Below are 21,092 nucleotides of genomic sequence, written 5' to 3'. Positions count from 1 at the left end.
TTATACTTTTTTTAGTTTCCATTTTCCTCTACGAAATAAGATGAAAGCCAGCATTGCAATAAAAGCTTCTGCGATTGGAATTGCAATAAAAACACCTTCTTCTTTTAAGTTGAAATGATAAGATAATACATAAGCCAAAGGAATTTGGAACAACCAAAAACCAACTAAATTAATCAACGTTGGCGTCATTGTATCACCAGCTCCATTAAATGCATTCATCATTACCATTCCAATAGCATAAAGTACAAATCCACTTGCCAAAATATACATTCCTTCTTTTGCAACAATTTTGATATGCGCTTCTGTTGTAAAAATTGAGACTAAATAATTACTTAAGCTGTAAAAAATTACACTTACAATGATCATATAAATGATGTTAAATTTCATTGTCATCATTACTGATTTTGAAGCTTTTTCGGGATCATTATTTCCTAAATTTTGCCCAACCAAGGTTGCAGCAGCATTGCTTAAACCCCACGCTGGTAACATAAAAAACATCATCAATCGTAAAGCTGTTTGATAACCAGACGAAGCAATTTCTCCACCAGTTTGTGCTACGATTCTAGCCAAAATAATCCAACTACAACTTGCAACGATATATTGTAAAATTGCCGGAACAGCAATTTTCACAATGTTTGTAATGAGTTTTAATTTTGGAAGAAAATAATCTAATTTGATTTGAATCAAAGAATTGCTTTTTGTTAAACAATACAATTGATAAACCACACCACAACTTCTACCAATCGCTGTTGCTAATGCAGCTCCTTCCAACCCCATTGCAGGAAAATGAAACCATCCACGAATTAATATTGGACAAAGAATAATGTTAATAATATTAGCAAGCCACAGACTTTTCATGGCAATTGCAGCATTTCCAGCTCCTCTGAAAATTCCATTAATTAAGAAAAGTAGAACAATACTTAAGCAACTTACCATCATAATTTTGGTAAAGTTTTTACCATATTCGGCAGCTTGTTCTGTTGATCCCATCCAAATTAATAAATCTTTTGAATAAATAAATCCAAAAATGCTTAGAATGATTGTAATGATAACAGAAAGTAAAATAGCTTGTGCCGCACTTTCTGATGCTTTTAGTGGTTTCTTTTCTCCTATTCGTCGAGCAATAATAGCGGTTGCAGCCATACTTATTCCAATCGAAATTGAATACACAATTGTCAATAAAGATTCGGTAAGACCTACAGTCTGTATGGCGTAGGCGCTTTCTTTTAGATGTCCAACGAAATATAAATCGACCAATGCAAAGACAGATTCCATTACCATTTCGAACATCATCGGAATAGCAAGTAGAAATACAGATTTTTTGATTGGCATCGCGGTTAAATCTAAGTTTTCGCTTGAAAAAGATTGTTTTATCAACGAGAAAATAGACCCAATTTTGGCTGTTAAAGATTTTTCTACAGTCATTTTTTAGGTTTTAAAAATTAAAAATAATTGATAAATTTTTAAACTAAAATGAATTAAACGTTAAGTTGCCGCGAAGTGTTAAGTATTCATTTCAATTAAAATCTGAGAGGATTTCGTTTTGCAAATGTAAATCATTTTTTAAGAAATATAATTATTCAATTGATTTATTATCTTTACAAAAACTGCTAAAAACATCAAGAAATGAAAAAAACTGCTTTTGTTTTATTAAACGTAGCGCTTATGGTTGGAGTAAATGCACAGAGTTATAAAAAAAAATATCCTGATACGAAGAAAATAGATCATACTGATACGTATTTTGGAGAAGAAGTTAAGGATCCATATCGTTGGCTAGAAGACGATTTAGCTGAAGATACAAAGAAATGGGTGATTGAGCAAAATAAAGCAACGTACGCTTATTTGAATGAAATTCCGTTACGTACGCAATTAAAAAAATCGTTGACAGATATCTGGAATTACGAAAAAATTTCGACGCCATTCAAAGAAGGAGATTATACGTATTATTACAAAAATGATGGTTTACAACAACACTCTGTTTTGTATCGCAAATTAGGCGAAAATGGAGCAGAAGAAGTTTTTTTAGATCCGAATAAATTCTCAAAAGATGGTTCAGTTTCTTTGGCAGATGTTAGTTTTTCTAAAGATGGAAGCTTAGTTGCATATTCTATTTCTGAAGGTGGATCGGATTGGAGAAAAGTAATTGTTCTTAACGCAAAAGATAAAACACAAGTTGGAGAAACATTGATTGATGTTAAATTCTCTGGAACAGCTTGGAAAGGAAACGACGGTTTCTATTATTCGTCTTATGATAAACCAAAAGGATCTGAATTATCAGAAAAAACAGATCAGCACAAATTATATTACCACAAATTAGGAACGGCTCAGAAAAAAGATCAATTGATTTTTGGTGGAGCAGAAACGCCTCGCCGATATGTTGGTGCGTATTTGACAGATGATGAGCGTTTCTTGATTATTTCTGCAGCGAATACAACAACGGGAAATGAGTTGTATTTCCAAGATTTATCTCAAGCTAATAGCCCAATCAAAACGATTGTGAATAATTTTAATACAAGTACTTCTGTGATTGATAATGATGGAGAGACTTTCTACATTTTTACAAATAACAAAGCGCCAAACAATAAAGTAGTTAAAGCAACTATTTCTGATTTGAGCGAAACTGCTTGGAAAACAGTTATTCCAGAAACTGAAAATGTATTATCTGTTTCTACAGGAGGAGGTTATTTATTTGCTAAATACTTAAAAGATGCAATTTCGGTTGTAGATCAATATAAATACGATGGCTCTAAAGTTCGTCAAATTACATTGCCTGGAGTTGGTTCTGCATCAGGATTTGGAGGAAAAAAATCAGAGAAAGAAATCTATTTCGGATTTTCAAACTATATTACACCATCTACAAGTTACAAATACAATGTAGAAACGGGTTCTTCGGATGTTTACATTAAACCAAATGTGAAATTTAATTCGGATGACTACGTTTCTGAACAAGTTTTTTATACGTCAAAAGATGGAACAAAAGTTCCGATGATTATTACGTACAAAAAAGGATTGAAGAAAAATGGTAAAAATCCTACAATCGTTTATGGATACGGAGGGTTCAATATTAGTTTAACACCAGGATTTAGCCCAGCAACTGCTGCTTGGATTGAAAATGGTGGAGTTTACGCTGTTCCAAACCTACGTGGAGGTGGAGAATATGGTAAAAAATGGCACGATGGAGGGCGTCAATTCAATAAATTGAATGTTTTTAATGATTTCATTGCTGCTGCAGAATATTTACAAAAGAATAATTACACTTCGCCAGATTTTACTGCATTATCAGGAGGATCTAACGGAGGTTTATTAGTTGGAGCAACAGAAACAATTAATCCAAAAATAGCGAAAGTTGCATTGCCTGCGGTTGGTGTTTTAGATATGTTACGTTATCATACGTTTACTGCTGGTGCAGGTTGGGGTTATGATTACGGAACTGCTGATGATAGCAAAGAAATGTTTGAGTATTTGAAAGGATATTCGCCAGTTCACAACGTAAAAGAAGGAACATGTTACCCTGCGACATTAGTAACGACAGGAGATCATGATGATCGTGTAGTTCCTGCGCACTCGTACAAGTTTGCGGCAAATTTACAAGCGAAACAAGCGTGTGAAAATCCAGTTTTAATCAGAATTGAAACAAAAGCTGGTCACGGAGCTGGTCGTTCTACAGAAGTTGTAATCAATGAAACAGCTGATAAGTATGCATTCACTTTATGGAACATGGGAATCAAAAAATTGAAATAATTATAATTTAATTCATTCAAAATCCATCTGATAATTCAGATGGATTTTTTAATTTTATAATATCAAAAATTGTAAATTATGAGTACAAAAACATATGCTGCGTTTAATGAAACTGATCCATTAACGCTACACACAATAGAACGTAGACATTTACACGCGAAAGACGTTTTTATAGATATTGAGTATTGTGGTGTTTGCCACAGTGATATTCATACTGCTAAAGGAGATTGGGGAAAACCAAGTTATCCAGTTGTTCCTGGGCACGAAATTATCGGTCGAGTATTAGAAGTTGGTTCAGAAGTAACGAAATTCAAAGTTGGAGATTTGGTTGGAGTAGGATGTATGGTAGAATCTTGCCAACATTGTTCTTCTTGCGACGAAGGAATCGAGCAATATTGTGAAAATGGTTTTACAGGAACATACAATTCTAAAAACTCTAAATATGGAGGAGTAACTTACGGAGGATATTCAGAAAACATAGTTGTTGAAGAAAATTTCGTATTAACAGTTCCAGAAAATATTGATGTTAAAGCTGCTGCTCCATTGTTGTGTGCAGGAATTACAACTTGGTCGCCTTTGCGTCATTGGAACGTAAAAGCTGGCGATAAAGTAGGAATTGTTGGACTTGGAGGACTTGGTCACATGGGCGTTAAGTTTGCAAAAGCTATGGGTGCACATGTAGTGATGATTACAACTTCAGAATCAAAAGGTGAAGATGCAAAAAAACTTGGAGCCGATGAGGTTTTAATTTCTAAAGATGCTGAACAAATGAAAGCGCATACAAATTCGTTCGATTTTTTATTGAATACAATTCCTGTGAAACACGAGGTTAATCCTTACTTACAATTATTGAAATTAGATAAAACAATGTGTATGGTGGGTGCTGTAGAACCTTTAGATGCCATTCATGGAGGATTATTGATTATGAAACGTCGTAATCTTGCAGGATCATTAATCGGAGGAATCAAAGAAACACAAGAAATGTTAGATTTTTGTGGTGAACACAATATTGTTTCAGATGTTGAGATGATCGATATTCAGAATATTAACGAGGCTTACGAACGTATGATACAATCAGATGTTAAATATCGTTTTGTAATTGATATCAAATCATTGAAAAATTCATAAGAATTTAATCGTTATAAACATAAAAAATCCGCTCTATGAGCGGATTTTTTAATTGAGTTTTCAAGTTTTATTTCGTTGTAGGGGCTGTTTTTGTGTCAACAGGTTTTACTGTTTTTGCAGAATCTTTTGTTACACCTTCTACAGAATCCGCTGCCGGAATTTCAGTTTTCTCTACAATTGCAGAATCTTCAACAACTGTTGTTGGCTCACCAACTTTTGTTGGTTCTTGTTTACAAGATATTGCCGTGAATGAAATCGCTACAAGAGCGAAAAACGCTAATTTTTTCATTTGATAATGTATTGTTTAATTTTGTACTAATTATTTTTTCTCAGTTGTTGTAGTTGTTGTAGTTTCAACTTTTACTGGAGTTTCTTTTACAACTGCAGAATCTTTGATTACAATTGAATCTTTACCTACAGAATCAATTTTTACTGAATCTTCGATTGTTGTAATTGTATCATTTTTTACTTCTGTTTCAGTTTTTGTTTCTTTCGATCCAAATAAATTACAAGATGTTAAACCAAATGCAGTTCCGATTACTCCTAATACGATTACGTTTAATGCTAATTTTTTCATAACTTTAATTTTTTAAATGTTTTAATTGATTTTAATTTTTGTTGATTTTTCAATCATTTTGTTAAGTCAAAGTTAGGCTGACATCAAAGTTTTTCTAGGCAAAATAGTTGTAAGATTGTTGTAATCAATCTTGCAAATAATCAACAAAAGTTTTACAACACAATAAATGATCAAAAACATCATTAATAAAGAAATACAACGCATCTTATCAAAAAAATTATTTTATTTGTAGATGTATTTTAATACAAATTGTAAAATCGTTTTTATTTTACAAAAAACTGATAACCAATCATTTAAATTTTAATTTTTGAGCAAATTTACAGATATAGAAATTTTCGAAATTCTGAAAAAATCGATTGCGAATCGATTTTTAGAAGAAAATTCTGCTCAATCCGATAATATCTCTGATTGGAAGGGGCAAGAAATAACCTCTTTTCAAGACGATTTATTTAATAAAACCCGCTCTACAGTTAGTGAAAAGTGGTTTTATACGTATTTTAAGTCAGATTTTAAGAAGCTTCCACGAATTGATATGCTTAATTTATTAGCGCAATATTGTGGTTTTAAAAATTGGGCACATTTTGTTCAGATTCAGAAGAATGAGCATTTTGGTGTTAAAAAAGCAGAAGAATCGACAATTGAAGCAGAAGAAACTGAAAATAATCTACCGAAATATAGTCCGTCTGAAGAAATTCAGACAGAAACTCCTCCAGAAGTTGAGCCATTTACAAGTACAGATGATGTAGTAGAAAAGCCGATTGAAGCGAAGCCAAAATCTAAAGTGAAGCTAAAACTTATTTCGATGATTACATCGGCAGTCGTTTTGGTTAGTGGAATAGGAGCTGGAGTTTATTATTCATTTTTTGATAAAAAAGATTACGAGTTTTGTTTCGTAGACTCAGACAGGCAAAAGGCAGTGACCAATTCTGTTGAGGTGACGATAATAAGAGATGGTTTTACGCCTTTGTATTTAACGACCAAAACGGGATGTATAAAGTTTGAGTCGCAAAAAGATACTATCAAAATGTTTGTGAGTTCGCCTTATTATAAACAAGATACCTTTAAGGTTAATTTACATCAATATAATCAGCCCGAAAAGCTTTTGTTAGAGCCAGATGATTATAAAATTATGCTTTATTATTACTCTAATTCTGCAAAAGATTTGAAACAACGAATTTCGAAGCTTAATCAGATGATTGCGGATAATGCGTTGATTTATCAAGTTTATGATAATGATTTTTTTGGTGTAGAGATTTTATCAAAACAACAATATATTAATTTAGTTACAATGCCAACAACTTCGTTGAAGAACTTCTCTTTGATTGAATCTGAAAGCAAAAATGGAAAAATTGTCAAATTAAAATTTAAAATCCAACAAGATGAGAACGATAAGTAAAATTGCTCAGTATAGCCTAGTTGTGCTATTTAGTGTTTGGATTATATTTTCGTGTAAAGACGATAAATATAAAGGAGATTATAACCCAGAAGCGATAAAAGGATATAAAAATGAGGCTTCGACTGTGAGTAGTAAAATGGATTCGTTGGAGGCTGTTAATTTTATTGCAAAACAAAAGTTACGCGAGTTTTACGAACTTTCTGCTTTGGCATCTAATACAAGTGATACAGTTGTAGATAGTTTGTTACGCGATCAATTATTATCTTATTTCCCTAAAAAAGATACAACAGAAATTTATCCATTGTTGAGAGATTTGGCATCAAAAAAAGTGACGTACACATCAGTAACAAAGTTTGCTATTTTACCAAAAGACTCTATAACGCCTGATTCTATCAAGAGAATTGCCTATTCGATTAATTATTTTAATGCTGATAAAAAATTAATTGAAACCAATAACCGTGTCGGGATTTTTGTCTTGAAACAAGAACCAATTCAGTTTAAACGTGAGTTTAAGTTTTACTTCAGAACGTTGAATGAAAAGAAAGATACAGTTCAGAAAGATTCAATTTCTTCTGGAGTAATACATAAATCTAAAGGAAAATCACCAAAATAGGTATCCGCAATATGTTCAATAGGTCTAAAATAAGTTAGACCTATTTTTTTTGATTCAGGTTTGCATCTCGCCAAAAATTTATCGTAATAACCACCTCCGTAACCCACACGATTACCTTTTTTATCTGCGACAAACATGGGAATAAAAATAACATCTATTTCTTTTGAATCAATCTCTGTATAATGTGTTGGTTCTGGGATTTGAAGCGAATTTAACTTTGTCTCAAACCCTTTTTCAACTTGACAATTAATCATATCATCTCCTATAACAAGAGGTAAAACAACTTTTTTATTTTGTTGAAATAACCAATCTATAATTGGATAAGTATTGATTTCATTATTTTTTTCGATCGGTAAAAATAAATGGAAAGTTTGTGCAGAAGTAAAATCAATTTGTTGAATTTGCTCAAAAATTTGTGCGCTCAATTGATTTACTTCCGTTTTAGAAAGTTGTTTTCGTAAATTTCGATAATATTTTCTTGCTTCGGCTTTCGTCATACAATTAATTTTACTCGAAGTTAAGAAATATAAAATGCAGGAAACAACTTGCAACCTGCATTATGCTATATTATTTAATAAAATAATATAAGGTGAACATAAAACATATCGTTACAACAAATAATAAAACATCAACTAATTTGATATTCATTTTGCTAAACACAGACTTTTTGTATGTTTTATGAATTCTTTTAGGTTTTGACATCTAAACAAATTATTAACTACTAATTATTAGATGCAAAAATCGTGAAAAGGTTGCTCCGTAAAAGTGTTAAATTCTTAATAATTATTTAAAATTTTATAAAACCCTATTAATGAATGTATTAATTAAATGTTAAATTTTAGTTATAAAAAAAAATAGTCATCAAATTCTTGATGACTATTTTTTTATATTATTAGATTTTTTCTAAATTTCTTTGACTACAATAATGTTTACAGGGCAAGCTTTTGCAGCACGTTCGCAATTATCTGCGATAGAATGATCAGGATCTTTTAATGTATGGAAACCTTTTTTATCAATAGATTTTAATAAAACAGATTTACCATCTTTTTTTGACATTCTGAATCGTTCTGGTGCTAACTCATAACAATAGTTGCATCCGATGCATTTATCGCGTTGTAACGTAATAATGACCATTGAGAACTATTTTATTAATGAGAATAAGCGCCTTCTTCAACACTATTCTGTTGTGTTCCTGGCTCTTCTACTTTTACTAATTTGTATAATTTATCAGAAGGACGAATTCTAAATTCCATCGGAATTGTAATCGAATCACCTTTTTTAGCTGTATCAGATTTTACATCTTCTACCATCATCTCTGTCACCACCATTTCTTTGGCTCCAGTTGTAGGTCCTGTTACTAAAATCAAATCTCCAACTTTCAAATCATAGGCATCAATTACAAATTGACCAATGCTTGGTTTAGGGAAGAAATGAACTCCTTTTCCGATATAAACTTTTTTCTGAGTTGCCATAGAACCTGGAACAGCAGACCATTCTCCTAATTTTTGACCTAAATAATAACCAGACCAAAAACCACGATTGTACACAGTTTGCAATAATCCCATCCAGTAATCAACTTTATCTTTTGAATATGTTCCGTCAGCAACAGAGTCAATCGCCTCTCTATAAGCACGAATAACAGTTGCAACGTACTCTGGAGCACGACCGCGACCTTCAATTTTCAATACTTTTACACCAGCATTTACCACTTCGTCCAAAAATTCCATTGTACAAAGGTCTTTTGGCGACATCATGTATTCGTTATCTAATTCGATTTCGAAACCAGATTCTTGGTCGATTACGGTATATTTTTTACGACAGTTTTGTTTACAAGCTCCACGATTTGCAGAAGAATTGTGAGAATGTAAGCTCAAGTAACATTTACCTGAAACAGCCATACACAATGCTCCGTGACCGAAAATTTCAATTTCAACTAAATTTCCACTTGGTCCACGAACATCATCTTTGATAATCTGTTCACAAATCTTTTTCACTTGTTTCAAACTCAATTCACGCGATAATACCATTGTATCAGCAAACATTGCATAGAATTTTACTGTTTCGATATTCGTAACGTTAATTTGTGTCGAAATATGAATCTCAATCCCAATTTGTCTTGCATAGGCAATAACCGATTGATCCATCGCAATAACAGCGGTAATTTTCGCTTCTTTTGCTTTGTCCAACAAGTTTTTGATTAAAGATAAATCGTGATCGTATATAATTGTATTTAAAGTAAGGTAAGAACGCACACCTTTTTCCTCACAACGTTTTACGATTTCTGGTAAATCGTCCATTGTAAAGTTTATTGATGCTCTCGCACGCATATTCAACTGCTCAACTCCGAAATATACAGAATCAGCTCCGTTATCTAAAGCCGCTTGTAACGATTCGAAATTCCCAGCAGGAGCCATCAACTCCATTTTTCCATCTTTGGTCATACGAAAATTCTGATTTTAAGGTGCAAAGGTACAACAAAAAATGCAAGTGATTAAGTTATTTATAATCAAGTTAAATTTTTGAGAATGAATTTACTTTGAAGTTTAAGTTAGTTTTTAGCATAATATTTGTTGTCGGATAATAAAATGATATTGAATGAAGAAAATTATTTTATCAAGTATTTTAAGTATTGGTTTATTTGCCTCTTGTGCTTCAACTAAAGAATTGAAACAAGGGGAAGAATTGTTAACAGTTGCTCCAGAAACAAGAGAATGTAGTGCGGGTGTTGCTAAAATGCAGTGTATGATGGTAAAAGATGGCAATGCAACTGAATGGCAATATTTTTATAATCAAATTGAAGGATTTAAACATGAACCTGGTTATGAATATCAAATTATTGTTTCAAAATCTAAAATTGAAAATCCACCAGCAGATGCGTCTTCATTAAAATATAAGTTAGTAAAAGTTGTAAGTAAAAAATTAGCAACAATTAAATAATTTGAATCTACTTCAAAGAATTTCGATTAATTTTGCAAAATGTTATTAGAAAGTCTTCAAAATCCAAGGATTAAAAACTTGCTGAAATTGCAAGAAAAATCAAGAGAACGTAAAAATCAAGGTTTGTTTATTGTGGAAGGAACACAAGAAAATGAATTGGCTGTAAAAGGTGGTTACGAAGCTGTTGAAATTTATATTTGCGAAGATATTTTTAACAAATCAATTGATTTTGGTCAAGCAAAAGTGTTTACAATTACCAAACAAGTTTTTGAGAAACTAGCCTACAGAAAATCAACTGGAGGAATTATTGGTGTTTATAAAACAAAATCTTCAACATTAACGGATTTACAATTACCAGAAAATGCGTTAATCGTTGTGTTAGAGGCTGTAGAAAAACCAGGAAATCTTGGTGCAGTTTTACGAACAGGAGATGGAGCAAAAGTAGACGCTGTAATTGTTTGTGATGAAACGGTAGATTTTTTTAATCCAAATGTGATTCGTTCTTCTGTTGGGACATTGTTTACCAATCAAATTGCATCGGCAAGTAAAGAAGATGTTTTAGAATTTCTGAAATCACATTCAATTCAAGTGGTTTCAACATTTTTAAGAGAAGAAACGAAGAATTTATATGAAACTGATTTTACAAAATCATCTGCAATTATTTTAGGAACAGAAGCAACAGGGCTTTCAGATTTTTGGGCAGATCATTCAGATTCGTTGATTAAAATTCCGATGTTAGGTTTTGTAGATTCACTAAATGTTAGTAATGCTGCAGCGATTTGTGTTTACGAAGCTGTAAGACAAAGACATTAAGAAAACAAAATACAGAAAAAATCGCTCACTGAGCGATTTTTTTTATTGTATATTCATTTGTTGCATTTCACCTCGCGAACGATTGTTTGAATCTTTATTTCCTGAAGATTTTCCTCCAAATTGATTCAGATTAAAAGTTAACGAAAACATCATAAAACGTCCTAAAATATTGTTGCGTTGATCTGTTATCGCATCTTCTGTAATGGTTCTTGAGTAGCTGTTATTTTGATTCAGAATATCATATACTTTTACTCCAGCTTCAAGTTTGTCATTAAAGAAACGATACATCAATTGCGCATTCCACAAAAAGAAATCTCGTTTGAAACCTGCAGCCATTCTTGAGTTGTAATTGTATGAGAAATCATTTGTCCACGTTAATTTTTTTGGAAAATTACTGATTGTTTTCAATCCAAAGTTGTGTGTAATATTGTCTTGTCCGTCAATTCTGTAGTTTTCGTATTTAGAACTTGTGAAATTTAATCGATAGGAAGGCGAAATTGTTAAATAATCACCATAATCCCAGTTTAATCTTACGTTAGGCGCAATTGTAGTATTAAATGCTTTGTACTTTTCTGATTGATTAAAACCTTGATTAAGCGCATAACTACTCATTAAACCTACATTTACTCTCAGTTTATTTGTTCCTTTCTGAAATTGTTTACTAAAATTTAGATTTCCTTGTAAACGATAATTTCCTGCAACATTTTCGTAGGTCATTCTTCTCGTCAAATCCTGATTATTTGTCACTACAGAATTTACAATACTTGATTCGTTGTATGTATATCCTAAATTAACATTGAAGCCTTGACGCGTTTTACGATCAAAATTACCAAACATCAAATTGATATTATGTGCTTTATTAGGATCTAAATCAGGATTACCTGTCGTAATACTTGTTAAAGAAGAATTATCTTCGATTGGCAAAACTTGCGACGACGAAGCTAAACTTGTGTTGTACGAATACATTAACATGATAGAATTGTTATTCTTTTGATAACGAATATTTCCGCTCAAATCGGGTAAAATTTCTTTTTGTGTTAAGTTATAATTTGCTCCTTTATAATTTCCGAAATTATCTTGATTGTAAACATTTGTACCAAGTTTTATAGAAGCAGAAAGCTTAGACCTGTTCAATAAAAACTGCGCATACGGATTCAATTTATTTTGCGTAGTTGTGAATAATCGCGATAAATCTGTGTTGATATTATCAAATTCTCCTGTTGCTTCATTATAATTTAATGAGCTATTGTTTGTCTCAGAATCGGTGATGTTGTACGAAGATCCAACCGCTATTTTGATAGAATCTGTAATTGGTAAAGTGTATTTTAGCTCAAAATTATACGAATTATTCTTTGAGATATTTTTCGAATTTACATTTCGATTTCTATCTGCTCTTGATCCGTCATAAAAAGTAGCATTAGAGATTTCTCGTTGATTGTTATTTGTTTGACCAACCGAAATATCTGAACTAAAATCTATATATGAATTATTTTTTAGCTTTTGATTAATCGATAATAAATTGCTAAAAGTGTTTGTATTTCCATTTGATCGGATGTCAGATTTTGTATCATTTTTCAAAACACCATTTTCATCAATACTTTCACTATCTCCAACACTAGAGTTTGTTGTTGATGAGGTATTAAATGTAGGATTGAAATATAATTTTGTGTTTTTTTTTGTCCATTCTAAGCTCGATCCGAAGTTGTGTCCGTAAGTTTCTGAATTAGACTTTGTATTAGATGTTGTTGTAAATATATTGTTCGGATTTAGATTTTCTTTTCTCGTGTAATTTTCATTTTTATTATATGAATGATTTAAACGATAATTTGCTCCAATTTTTAGGTTATCATTGATTTGATCATTGTAGTTTAAACCAATGGATGTATTTGTTGTAATACCATTAGAACCGCGTCTTCCCATGCCACCGCGTCCACGCGAACCTTCTCCATTTACCAAACCAGAAGCTGCAATATCTGTAGAAGAACCAATTAAACTAAACTTCTTTTTACCTTTAAAATAATTCGCCATCAAATTTGCTTCGTAGTGATTATCCGTTCCATAACCACCAGTCGCTTTTAGCATATAACCTTTCTTTTTGTCCTCTTTTAGTGTGATATTAAGCGACGATTTATTTGACTTAGATTTTTCTCCCGAAAATTTTTCGTTTTTAGTCTTGTAATCAGAAACTTGTATTTTTTTGATAATATCTGCAGGTAAATTCTCGATTGCAACTTTTCCATCTGTACCAAAAAATGGTTCGCCATCAATCAATATTTCACCAATATCTTTTCCGTTCACGGTTATTTTGCCATCATCATCCATCTCAAATCCTGGTAATTCGCGTAACAAAGCTTCCAGATTTGCATTTGGTTTTACCTTGTACGAATCTGCATTATATTCAATCGTATCTTGTTTTACAACCATTGCTTCCGCATTAGTTACAACAACTTCTTTCAAGTCATAAACCATCGGATTGATAACAATTGTACCTAAATCGGTACTATTTTTTAAAGATTCGAAACTCTTTTTGAAAACGCCTTCTAAAGCATCTTCAACAATAATATAAATAGGATTCTCTTGACGTTCTAATTCTATTTTGAATGAGCCTGTTTCGTCAGTTGTAGTTGTTGCAATTTTTGTAGAATCGGCTTTATTACCAATCGTAATTTCAGAATCAATTAACGGAAGATTAAGAGCATCAGTTACTTTTCCTGTAACAGAAATTTTTTCTTGAGAAAATGAATAAATTGAAATTAAACTGATAAGTATAGTAAGAATATATTTTGTCATGAAATGGTTGATTACATCTGTTAGACTTAATATTCTGACGAAAGTTTAATCAGTAACTAAAGTTTTTTCCAAACTTTTTCTGATACTTTGATTGTATCTATAGGTGATGTTGTAATAAATAATGGAGTTATTTCCATTACTCGTTTTACTTGTACAGTTTTAGTATTTTTCTTAGGACAAGTAACTTCGATTAACTTTATTGTTTCAGAAGCAGATGACTTCGATTGATAAAGTACTTTTTTGTCTTTCTTTTCTACTTTCCAATCAGCACAATTAGATAAACTATAATACTCAAATGCACATAATGGTAATAAGCCAACAATAATACCTAATACAAACTTCATAATATTTAAGAAACTCCAACCATTTTCTTTTTTAATAGAAAGCAGAAATAACACATAAATACTAACAGCAGCTAAAAAAGTTAAGATTTTTGGAAATAATTGCGAAAATTGATGATTAGCAAATTCTAAATTTATAAAATCACCTATAAGAAAGTATCCAATAAACCATAAAATAAAAATAATACAGGTTGTTGTGATAATATATCGTAGGGTTTTATTCATTTCGTTATTTGGTTTGTGTGGTATAAATATAAAAATATTCCTGTCAATAGACAGGAATACTTCACTAAAATAGATTTATTTAGACGATTTTAATAAATTTTCTAAGATTTCGCACGCACATTCTGCTAAGTTTGTCCCTGGACCAAAGATTGCGTCTGCACCATTTTGATAAAGATAATCATAATCTTGACGAGGAATAACACCACCTACTACGATATAAACATCATCTCTACCCAATTCTTTCAATTGTTTTACAACTTCCGGAACTAAAGTTTTGTGACCAGCAGCCAAAGAAGAAATTCCTAGAATATGAACATCATTCTCTACAGCTTGCTTCGCAACTTCTGCAGGTGTTTGGAACAAAGGAGAAATATCAACATCAAATCCCATGTCAGCGAAAGATGTTGCAACTACTTTTGCACCACGATCGTGACCATCTTGTCCCATTTTTGCCACCATAATACGTGGACGACGTCCGTCTTCTTCAGCAAATTCATCTGCCAAATTTCGGGCTTCTTCAAACTTGTTCATTTTTCCTGCTCCCATAGCATAAATACCTTGAATACCTCTTGTAATCGCTTTGTGACGACCAAAAATAGTCTCTAATGCATCAGAAATTTCTCCTAAAGTTACACGACGACGAGCCGCTTCGATAGATAATTCTAATAAATTTCCTTCACCAGTTTCGGCTGCTTTAGTTAATTGTGCTAAAATATCTTGTACAGCTTCGCTGTTACGCTCTGCTTTAATTTGATTTAAACGATCAATTTGTTTTTGACGAACAGAAGTATTGTCAATTTCAAGAATTTCAAATTCTTGTTGTTCTAATTTAGAACGATAAGCGTTTACACCAACAATAGCAACTTCGCCAGAATCAATATTAGCTTGTTTTTTGGCAGCAGCTTCTTCAATACGCATTTTCGGAATTCCAGCTTCTATGGCTTGCGTCATTCCACCTAATTCACGAACTTCTTGAATATATTCCCATGCTTGATTAGCCATTTCATTCGTCAAAGATTCAATCATAAAACTTCCTCCAAAAGGATCAGCTGTTCTACAAATTTGAGTCTCTTCTTGTAAAATGATTTGTGTATTACGTGCAATACGAGCCGAGAAGTCTGTTGGTAATGCAATTGCTTCGTCCAAAGCATTGGTGTGTAAAGATTGCGTTCCACCTAAAGCAGCAGCTAAAGCTTCAATCGCTGTACGACCAATATTGTTATAAGGTTCTTGCTCTGTTAAACTCCATCCAGAAGTCTGACAGTGCGTTCTCAACATTAATGATTTTTTATTTTGAGGCTCAAATTCTTGCATCAATTTTGCCCAAAGCATACGAGCAGCTTTCATTTTTGCAATTTCTTGAGGGAAATTCATTCCAATTGCCCAGAAAAATGATAAACGAGGAGCGAAGTCATCCACTTTCAATCCTGCTTCCAAACCAGTTTTTACATATTCGTAACCATCTGCAAGGGTATAAGCCATTTCCAAAACAGGCGTAGCTCCAGCTTCTTGCATATGATAACCCGAAATAGAAATCGAATTGAAACGAGGAATTTTTTGAGAAGTATATTCGAAAATATCTGCAATAATTTTCATCGAAGGAGTTGGTGGATAAATGTATGTATTACGCACCATAAACTCTTTCAAAATATCATTCTGAATGGTACCAGAAAGTTGATCTTGTGTAACGCCTTGCTCTTCTGCCGCTACAATGTAGAAAGCTAAAATTGGAAGAACAGCTCCGTTCATTGTCATAGAAACCGAAATTTTATCCAATGGAATTTCATTGAACAAAATCTTCATATCTTCTACAGAATCTATCGCAACTCCAGCTTTACCAACATCTCCTACAACGCGCTCGTGATCTGAGTCGTAACCACGGTGAGTAGCCAAATCAAAAGCAACTGAAAGTCCTTTTTGACCAGCAGCTAAATTACGTTTGTAAAATGCATTCGATTCTTCTGCAGTAGAAAAACCTGCATATTGACGAATTGTCCATGGCTGACGAACATACATTGTAGTATATGGACCTCGCAAATAAGGCGCAACTCCAGGTAAAAAATCAATTTGTTTTAAATCTTTTACATCTTCGTAATTGTAATCACTTTTTACTTGTAAACTATCTAATTCAAAAGACTCTGTATGTGTTGGATTCGAATTAAGGTTTCGTTTAAATCTTAAACCCGAAAAATCTGTGTTGTGATTCATATTGCTAAGATAAATAATAATCAGTTAAATTTTATAAAATGCACTTTTTATATTCAATTGTTGTTCGTTTTCATAAAATTAATCTATCAAAGCAATAAAGCGTGATGAGCTAGCTCATCACGCTTTATTATTTATAATCTTGCAAAAAATAAATTTATTAGTATTGAATATCAATCAAAGACTTTAGTGGAATTAAAACACCATTTTTGATTTGTAAGTATTTTTCTGTTACAGACCATACAGTTGTTTCAATTTTCTTTGGACCTTGATCAGTCTGAAATGTAATATATGCTTTTGATTTAAATTCGTTTCCTAAACGAACAGCACCATTTAACTTACTTGCTTCTAACGTTACTTCATCTTTTGGTGCATCTAAAAATTTATATTGTAAAATTTCTTCTTTTTCAATTAATTCTGCTTTCATCATTTTTTTAAATTTTGGTTAATTTAATTCTCCATAACACTATATGAAATTAGTCATATTTTTCAATAAACCATAACTTTCATCATCTTTTTTTGAGATTAATTAGAATTATTCAAAATACAGACCAAATTTAATTTTTGAAACTTAATATTTAATTAAAATTAAAAGGATTTGGAGAAAAGAATAAAACGTAATTTTTCTAAAGAAATCATTAAATTTGCAGAATGTCAGACGAAAAGAAATTTAAATCCGGTTTTGTAAACATTATTGGTAATCCGAATGTAGGTAAATCAACATTAATGAATATGTTGATGAAAGAACGTTTGGTTATCGCAACACACAAAGCCCAAACAACGCGTCATCGTATCAAAGGTATTTTGACTGGAGAAGATTTTCAGATTGTATTTTCAGATACTCCTGGAGTTTTAGATCCTGCTTACGAGTTGCAAACAAAAATGATGGATGCAGTAAACGAATCGTTGGTTGATGCTGATGTAATTCTTTATGTTGTAGAAATAGGAGAGAAAAGACTAAAAAATGAACAGGTTTTTGAGCGTCTACAAAAAACGTCTACACCAATTATTTTGTTATTAAATAAAATAGATACAGCGACGCAAGATAGGTTGAATGAAGCAGTAGAATATTGGCATGAGTTATTACCAACAGCCGAAATTTTACCAATTTCAGCTAAAGAAAACGTCAATGTTGATTTGTTGATTAATAAAATAAAAGCGATAATTCCGGAAGGTCCACAATATTATCCAGATGATCAATTAACGGATCGTTCGGAGCGTTTTATTGTGAATGAAGTAATTCGTGAAAAGATTTTATTGAACTACCAGAAAGAGATTCCATATTCTGTAGAAGTTGTAACAGAGCGATTTAAAGAAGATATGAATTTAATTTCGATTGAAGCTGAAATTTTCGTTGAACGCGATTCTCAGAAAGGAATTATCATCGGTCATAAAGGAGAATCTTTGTCAAAAGTAGGAAAAGAAGCACGTGAAGAGTTAGAGAAATTCTTTGACAAAAAAGTGTTTTTAAAACTATTTGTGAAAGTTCGTAAAGATTGGCGAAGCAAAGAAAATGATCTGAAAAGATTTGGTTATTAAAACAAAGCATAAGTAAAGGAGAAGTGTTGAGAAATCAACACTTTTTTTATTTTCGGTAAACTGAAAGAATAATCGTAATTTTGAGTAGTAACAAATTCTACAAACAATGGCTAATATATTATTTCCGACAGATTTTTCTGATACAGCAAACAACGCATTTTTATATGCTGTTAATCTTGCAAAAGTGCTTAATGCAGATGTAAAATTGATCTCGGTCTCATCTCATTTAAATAATCAAGCAAACATTTATCAAGAAGATTTTGAAAGTTATATAGATCAATTAAAAAGTTTAGCAACAGCAAATAACTTAGGAGAAGTTAATGTAAAAAGCTCTTTAGAGGTTGGCGATTTATTATTGACAATAATGGACATTGTAAGCAAAGAAGATGTGAAATACATTGTAATGGGAACAAATGGTCAAAATAGCTTAGGGAAAAAGATTTTTGGATCTAATACGCTTAACGTTATTAACAATGCGACAGTTCCGGTTCTTGTTATTCCGAATCGTGTAAAATTTAAGGCAGAACGTAATTTTGGATACGCAACTTTGTTTAGCGAAAAAGAAAACAAAGCATTAGCTCAGATGATTGAAGTGACAGATCGTTACAAAAAAGATTTGAAAATAGTTCATGTCGAGAATAATGTAATGACGCAAGAAATGGTTCACACCAAAAAAGAGTGGGAATCGACTTATCCTAAAGTTACGATCTCAGTAGAAAGCAACGAAGACGTAGAAGAAGGATTAATTAGTTTCTGTACATCAAACAAAATTGATGTTTTGGGAGTTGTACATCGCGAGTTATCTGCGTTTGATCGTTTGTTTACAGTAAATCATAGTAATCGTTTATTACAAACAGGAACGGTAGCTTTATTGATTTTTCAGGAATCTAACTAAAATTTTGGCGATGTTTTCATCGCTTTTTTTAATAAAAATTGAAGATGACAGAAGTAGAAAAAATACAAAACCTAAAGAAGCACAAAGCTATTGCGACAGGTTTGTTTCTCTTGATGGCGATTGTTTACTTTGCAATGGTTTATCTAGATTTACATTCGGACGCCAAATGGATTGGTTATGTAGAAGCCTTTGCAGAAGCAGGAATGGTTGGTGCTTTAGCCGATTGGTTTGCTGTTACAGCACTTTTTCGTTATCCGTTGGGTCTTAAAATTCCGCATACTAATTTGATCGAAAATAGTCAAAAAGCAATTGGAGATAATTTAGGTCATTTTGTAACTGATAACTTTTTGACACCTTCTACAATTAGACCTTATATAGAGAAGTTAGAAGTTGTAAAATATGCAGCAGATTGGTTAAATAAACCATCTAATCAAAAAGGTTTACAAGATGAATTAATTCATTTTACAAAGAAAATTGTAACAGATTTAGACGATAAAGATGTCGTTGATTTTATAACACTGAAAGGTGACGAAATTTTAAAGCAATTTAATCTTCCAGAGTTGGTTTCGTCGAGTTTAGAATATGTTTTAGAGAAAGAAAAACACGACGAAATTTTGGAAGCTATTATTCCGAAAGCAAAAGAATATATCTTAGAAAGTGATTTAATTATCAAAGATAAACTGAACGAAAAACATCCTGTTATTTCATTTTTTGCAGGGAAAAAAATTTCGAAAGGAGTAGTGGAAGGTGTTGTTAGCTTTTTGGATGAGGTTGCAGAAGATAAAGAACATCCTCTTCGTCATAATATTGAACGAATTATCAAAGATAATATTCAGAATATAAAAGAATCACCAGATTGGAAAGTGAAGTTAGAAACGCTTCGTGATGATTTTATCACAAAAGAGCGAATGAATGAGTATTCGATGGATTTGTGGCAAGCAATCAAACTAAACTTGACAGAGAGTTTTGATGATCCTAATTCAGCTTTGCAAACGTATATACAGAAGAATATTAAAAAATTGACCGAAAATTTGAATGATAATCAAGAAATGATTGATAAAATAAATGGTTGGGTTCGACATTTTATTTATCGAATGATTTTGAGAAATGTAAAAGAAGTAGAAGGTTTGATTAGTTCTACTGTTGATAAATGGGAAGGAAAACAATTAAGTGAAAAACTTGAATTAGAAGTCGGAAAAGATCTTCAGTTTATCCGTATCAACGGAACGCTTGTAGGAGGTTTGGTCGGTTTACTGATTTATACTATAACCCAACTTGTTTTTCATTAAAATAACAAAAGCTCGAGATATTCTCGAGCTTTTTCAATTAACACTATATAATTATTTCACTAAAGTAAGCTGTTTATCAGCTTTCCAAATACGGTACTCTAAAGTGAAACCTTTTGGTACATAAACTACAATTGGTAATTTGCTATTGTAACGTGTTTTAATCGTTTGTGCATGTATTGTTCTTTCTACTTCTTTAGAGTTAAGACAACCCATTAAAGTTCCTGCAATATTACCATCAGATTTAAATTCGTAATAGTTGTAACCCCAACCGTCAACGTTTTTTTCGCTAAACTCTCCCGCTAAAAAGAATCGATTACAATTATCTACCTTACTTTTTTTACCTACAAATAATTCTACTTTATAATCATCTTCGTTAGTCAATGTTTTCAGTGTAATGATTTTTTGTTCAAAACCACTTTTAGCTTTCGGATACATAGAATAATCTGTTTTACTTTTCTGTGCGAATGTTACCATAACCATTAATAATGCTAAAACGCTAAATATTTTTGTCAATTTCATACTTACTTATTTTTATTTTTCTATTAGTAAGATGTCAAAACCACTCAAAAGGTTGTGTCGGGTTTTGTTAAATATTTGTGAAAG

General features: G+C 31.9%; 20 protein-coding genes. 9 read left to right on the top strand and 11 right to left on the bottom strand.

The features are described from left to right. The gene (locus tag QHG34_RS13385) at positions 1–1,425 is read right to left on the bottom strand and encodes an MATE family efflux transporter (protein ID WP_282630725.1); all 1,425 of its coding nucleotides are present in this window, start codon (positions 1,423–1,425) and stop codon (positions 1–3) included. Positions 1,426–1,626: 201 nt separating this feature from the next. Between QHG34_RS13385 and QHG34_RS13380 the strand changes: the two genes are divergently transcribed. Together QHG34_RS13380 and QHG34_RS13375 are read left to right on the top strand one after the other, a co-directional pair. Further along, on the top strand, positions 1,627–3,741 hold the full coding sequence (locus QHG34_RS13380) for a prolyl oligopeptidase family serine peptidase (protein WP_282630723.1): 2,115 nt from the start codon (positions 1,627–1,629) through the stop codon (positions 3,739–3,741). A gap of 78 nt (positions 3,742–3,819) precedes the next feature. Then, the gene (locus tag QHG34_RS13375; protein ID WP_282630722.1) at positions 3,820–4,869 is read left to right on the top strand and encodes an NAD(P)-dependent alcohol dehydrogenase; all 1,050 of its coding nucleotides are present in this window, start codon (positions 3,820–3,822) and stop codon (positions 4,867–4,869) included. A 67-nt stretch (positions 4,870–4,936) separates the two neighbouring features. On the opposite strand, the gene QHG34_RS13370 is transcribed toward QHG34_RS13375, so the two are convergent. Both QHG34_RS13370 and QHG34_RS13365 read right to left on the bottom strand, forming a co-directional pair. Next, positions 4,937–5,158, bottom strand: coding sequence for a hypothetical protein (locus tag QHG34_RS13370; RefSeq protein WP_282630720.1), 222 nt, complete (start codon positions 5,156–5,158; stop codon positions 4,937–4,939). Between the two features lie 30 nt (positions 5,159–5,188). Continuing rightward, on the bottom strand, positions 5,189–5,446 hold the full coding sequence (locus QHG34_RS13365) for a hypothetical protein (protein WP_282630719.1): 258 nt from the start codon (positions 5,444–5,446) through the stop codon (positions 5,189–5,191). A gap of 307 nt (positions 5,447–5,753) precedes the next feature. On the opposite strand from QHG34_RS13365, the gene QHG34_RS13360 reads away from it, so the two are divergent. Together QHG34_RS13360 and QHG34_RS13355 are read left to right on the top strand one after the other, a co-directional pair. After that, a complete protein-coding gene (locus QHG34_RS13360; protein ID WP_282630718.1) occupies positions 5,754–6,842 on the top strand; it encodes a hypothetical protein in 1,089 nt (362 codons plus the stop codon). Further along, positions 6,826–7,455, top strand: a complete 630-nt coding sequence (locus QHG34_RS13355) for a hypothetical protein (protein WP_282630717.1) — start codon at positions 6,826–6,828, stop codon at positions 7,453–7,455. The genes QHG34_RS13360 and QHG34_RS13355 overlap by 17 nt, the downstream gene beginning before the upstream one ends. Here the strand turns inward: QHG34_RS13355 and QHG34_RS13350 are convergent. From QHG34_RS13350 to QHG34_RS13340, 3 genes are all read right to left on the bottom strand, one after another. Beyond that, positions 7,395–7,952: a 5-formyltetrahydrofolate cyclo-ligase gene (locus tag QHG34_RS13350; protein WP_282630716.1), complete on the bottom strand. Its 558-nt coding sequence runs from the start codon at positions 7,950–7,952 to the stop codon at positions 7,395–7,397. The two genes, QHG34_RS13355 and QHG34_RS13350, sit on opposite strands and share 61 nt — an antisense overlap. Positions 7,953–8,358: 406 nt before the next feature. Continuing rightward, entirely contained in the window at positions 8,359–8,589 is a 231-nt protein-coding gene (locus QHG34_RS13345) for a ferredoxin (protein WP_282630715.1), read from the bottom strand. A 14-nt stretch (positions 8,590–8,603) separates the two neighbouring features. After that, positions 8,604–9,896 (bottom strand): peptidase U32 family protein, encoded by a 1,293-nt coding sequence (locus tag QHG34_RS13340; RefSeq protein WP_282630714.1) that lies wholly within the window; start codon positions 9,894–9,896, stop codon positions 8,604–8,606. 154 nt (positions 9,897–10,050) lie between these two features. On the opposite strand from QHG34_RS13340, the gene QHG34_RS13335 reads away from it, so the two are divergent. Continuing rightward, positions 10,051–10,392 (top strand): DUF4377 domain-containing protein, encoded by a 342-nt coding sequence (locus QHG34_RS13335; protein ID WP_282630713.1) that lies wholly within the window; start codon positions 10,051–10,053, stop codon positions 10,390–10,392. 39 nt (positions 10,393–10,431) lie between these two features. Next, positions 10,432–11,205, top strand: a complete 774-nt coding sequence (locus tag QHG34_RS13330; RefSeq protein WP_282630712.1) for a TrmH family RNA methyltransferase — start codon at positions 10,432–10,434, stop codon at positions 11,203–11,205. Positions 11,206–11,247: 42 nt separating this feature from the next. Here the strand turns inward: QHG34_RS13330 and QHG34_RS13325 are convergent, their stop codons facing one another. The 4 genes from QHG34_RS13325 to QHG34_RS13310 all read right to left on the bottom strand — a co-directional run bounded on the left by QHG34_RS13325 (position 11,248) and on the right by QHG34_RS13310 (position 17,196). Further along, a complete protein-coding gene (locus QHG34_RS13325; protein WP_282630711.1) occupies positions 11,248–13,995 on the bottom strand; it encodes a TonB-dependent receptor in 2,748 nt (915 codons plus the stop codon). A 56-nt stretch (positions 13,996–14,051) separates the two neighbouring features. Next, the gene (locus QHG34_RS13320; RefSeq protein WP_282630709.1) at positions 14,052–14,561 is read right to left on the bottom strand and encodes a hypothetical protein; all 510 of its coding nucleotides are present in this window, start codon (positions 14,559–14,561) and stop codon (positions 14,052–14,054) included. 75 nt (positions 14,562–14,636) lie between these two features. Then, positions 14,637–16,769, bottom strand: coding sequence for a methylmalonyl-CoA mutase (scpA, locus tag QHG34_RS13315; protein WP_282630708.1), 2,133 nt, complete (start codon positions 16,767–16,769; stop codon positions 14,637–14,639). A gap of 157 nt (positions 16,770–16,926) precedes the next feature. Beyond that, a complete protein-coding gene (locus tag QHG34_RS13310) occupies positions 16,927–17,196 on the bottom strand; it encodes a hypothetical protein (protein WP_282630707.1) in 270 nt (89 codons plus the stop codon). Between the two features lie 221 nt (positions 17,197–17,417). Between QHG34_RS13310 and era the strand changes: the two genes are divergently transcribed. The 3 genes from era (at position 17,418) to QHG34_RS13295 (ending at position 20,489) form a co-directional block, all read left to right on the top strand. Beyond that, positions 17,418–18,305 (top strand): GTPase Era, encoded by an 888-nt coding sequence (era, locus tag QHG34_RS13305; RefSeq protein ID WP_282630706.1) that lies wholly within the window; start codon positions 17,418–17,420, stop codon positions 18,303–18,305. Positions 18,306–18,411: 106 nt separating this feature from the next. Then, entirely contained in the window at positions 18,412–19,200 is a 789-nt protein-coding gene (locus tag QHG34_RS13300; RefSeq protein ID WP_282630705.1) for a universal stress protein, read from the top strand. Between the two features lie 44 nt (positions 19,201–19,244). Further along, positions 19,245–20,489, top strand: coding sequence for a DUF445 domain-containing protein (locus tag QHG34_RS13295; RefSeq protein ID WP_282630703.1), 1,245 nt, complete (start codon positions 19,245–19,247; stop codon positions 20,487–20,489). Positions 20,490–20,540: 51 nt separating this feature from the next. Here the strand turns inward: QHG34_RS13295 and QHG34_RS13290 are convergent, their stop codons facing one another. Then, complete coding sequence (locus QHG34_RS13290; RefSeq protein WP_282630702.1) at positions 20,541–21,008, bottom strand: ecotin family protein; 468 nt, start codon at positions 21,006–21,008, stop codon at positions 20,541–20,543. Between the last annotated feature and the right edge of the window lie 84 nt (positions 21,009–21,092).

Source organism: Empedobacter sedimenti, from assembly GCF_030005555.1.
In the GTDB taxonomy this organism is placed as follows: domain Bacteria; phylum Bacteroidota; class Bacteroidia; order Flavobacteriales; family Weeksellaceae; genus Empedobacter; species Empedobacter sedimenti.
This window is presented reverse-complemented; position numbering and strand designations above follow the sequence as displayed.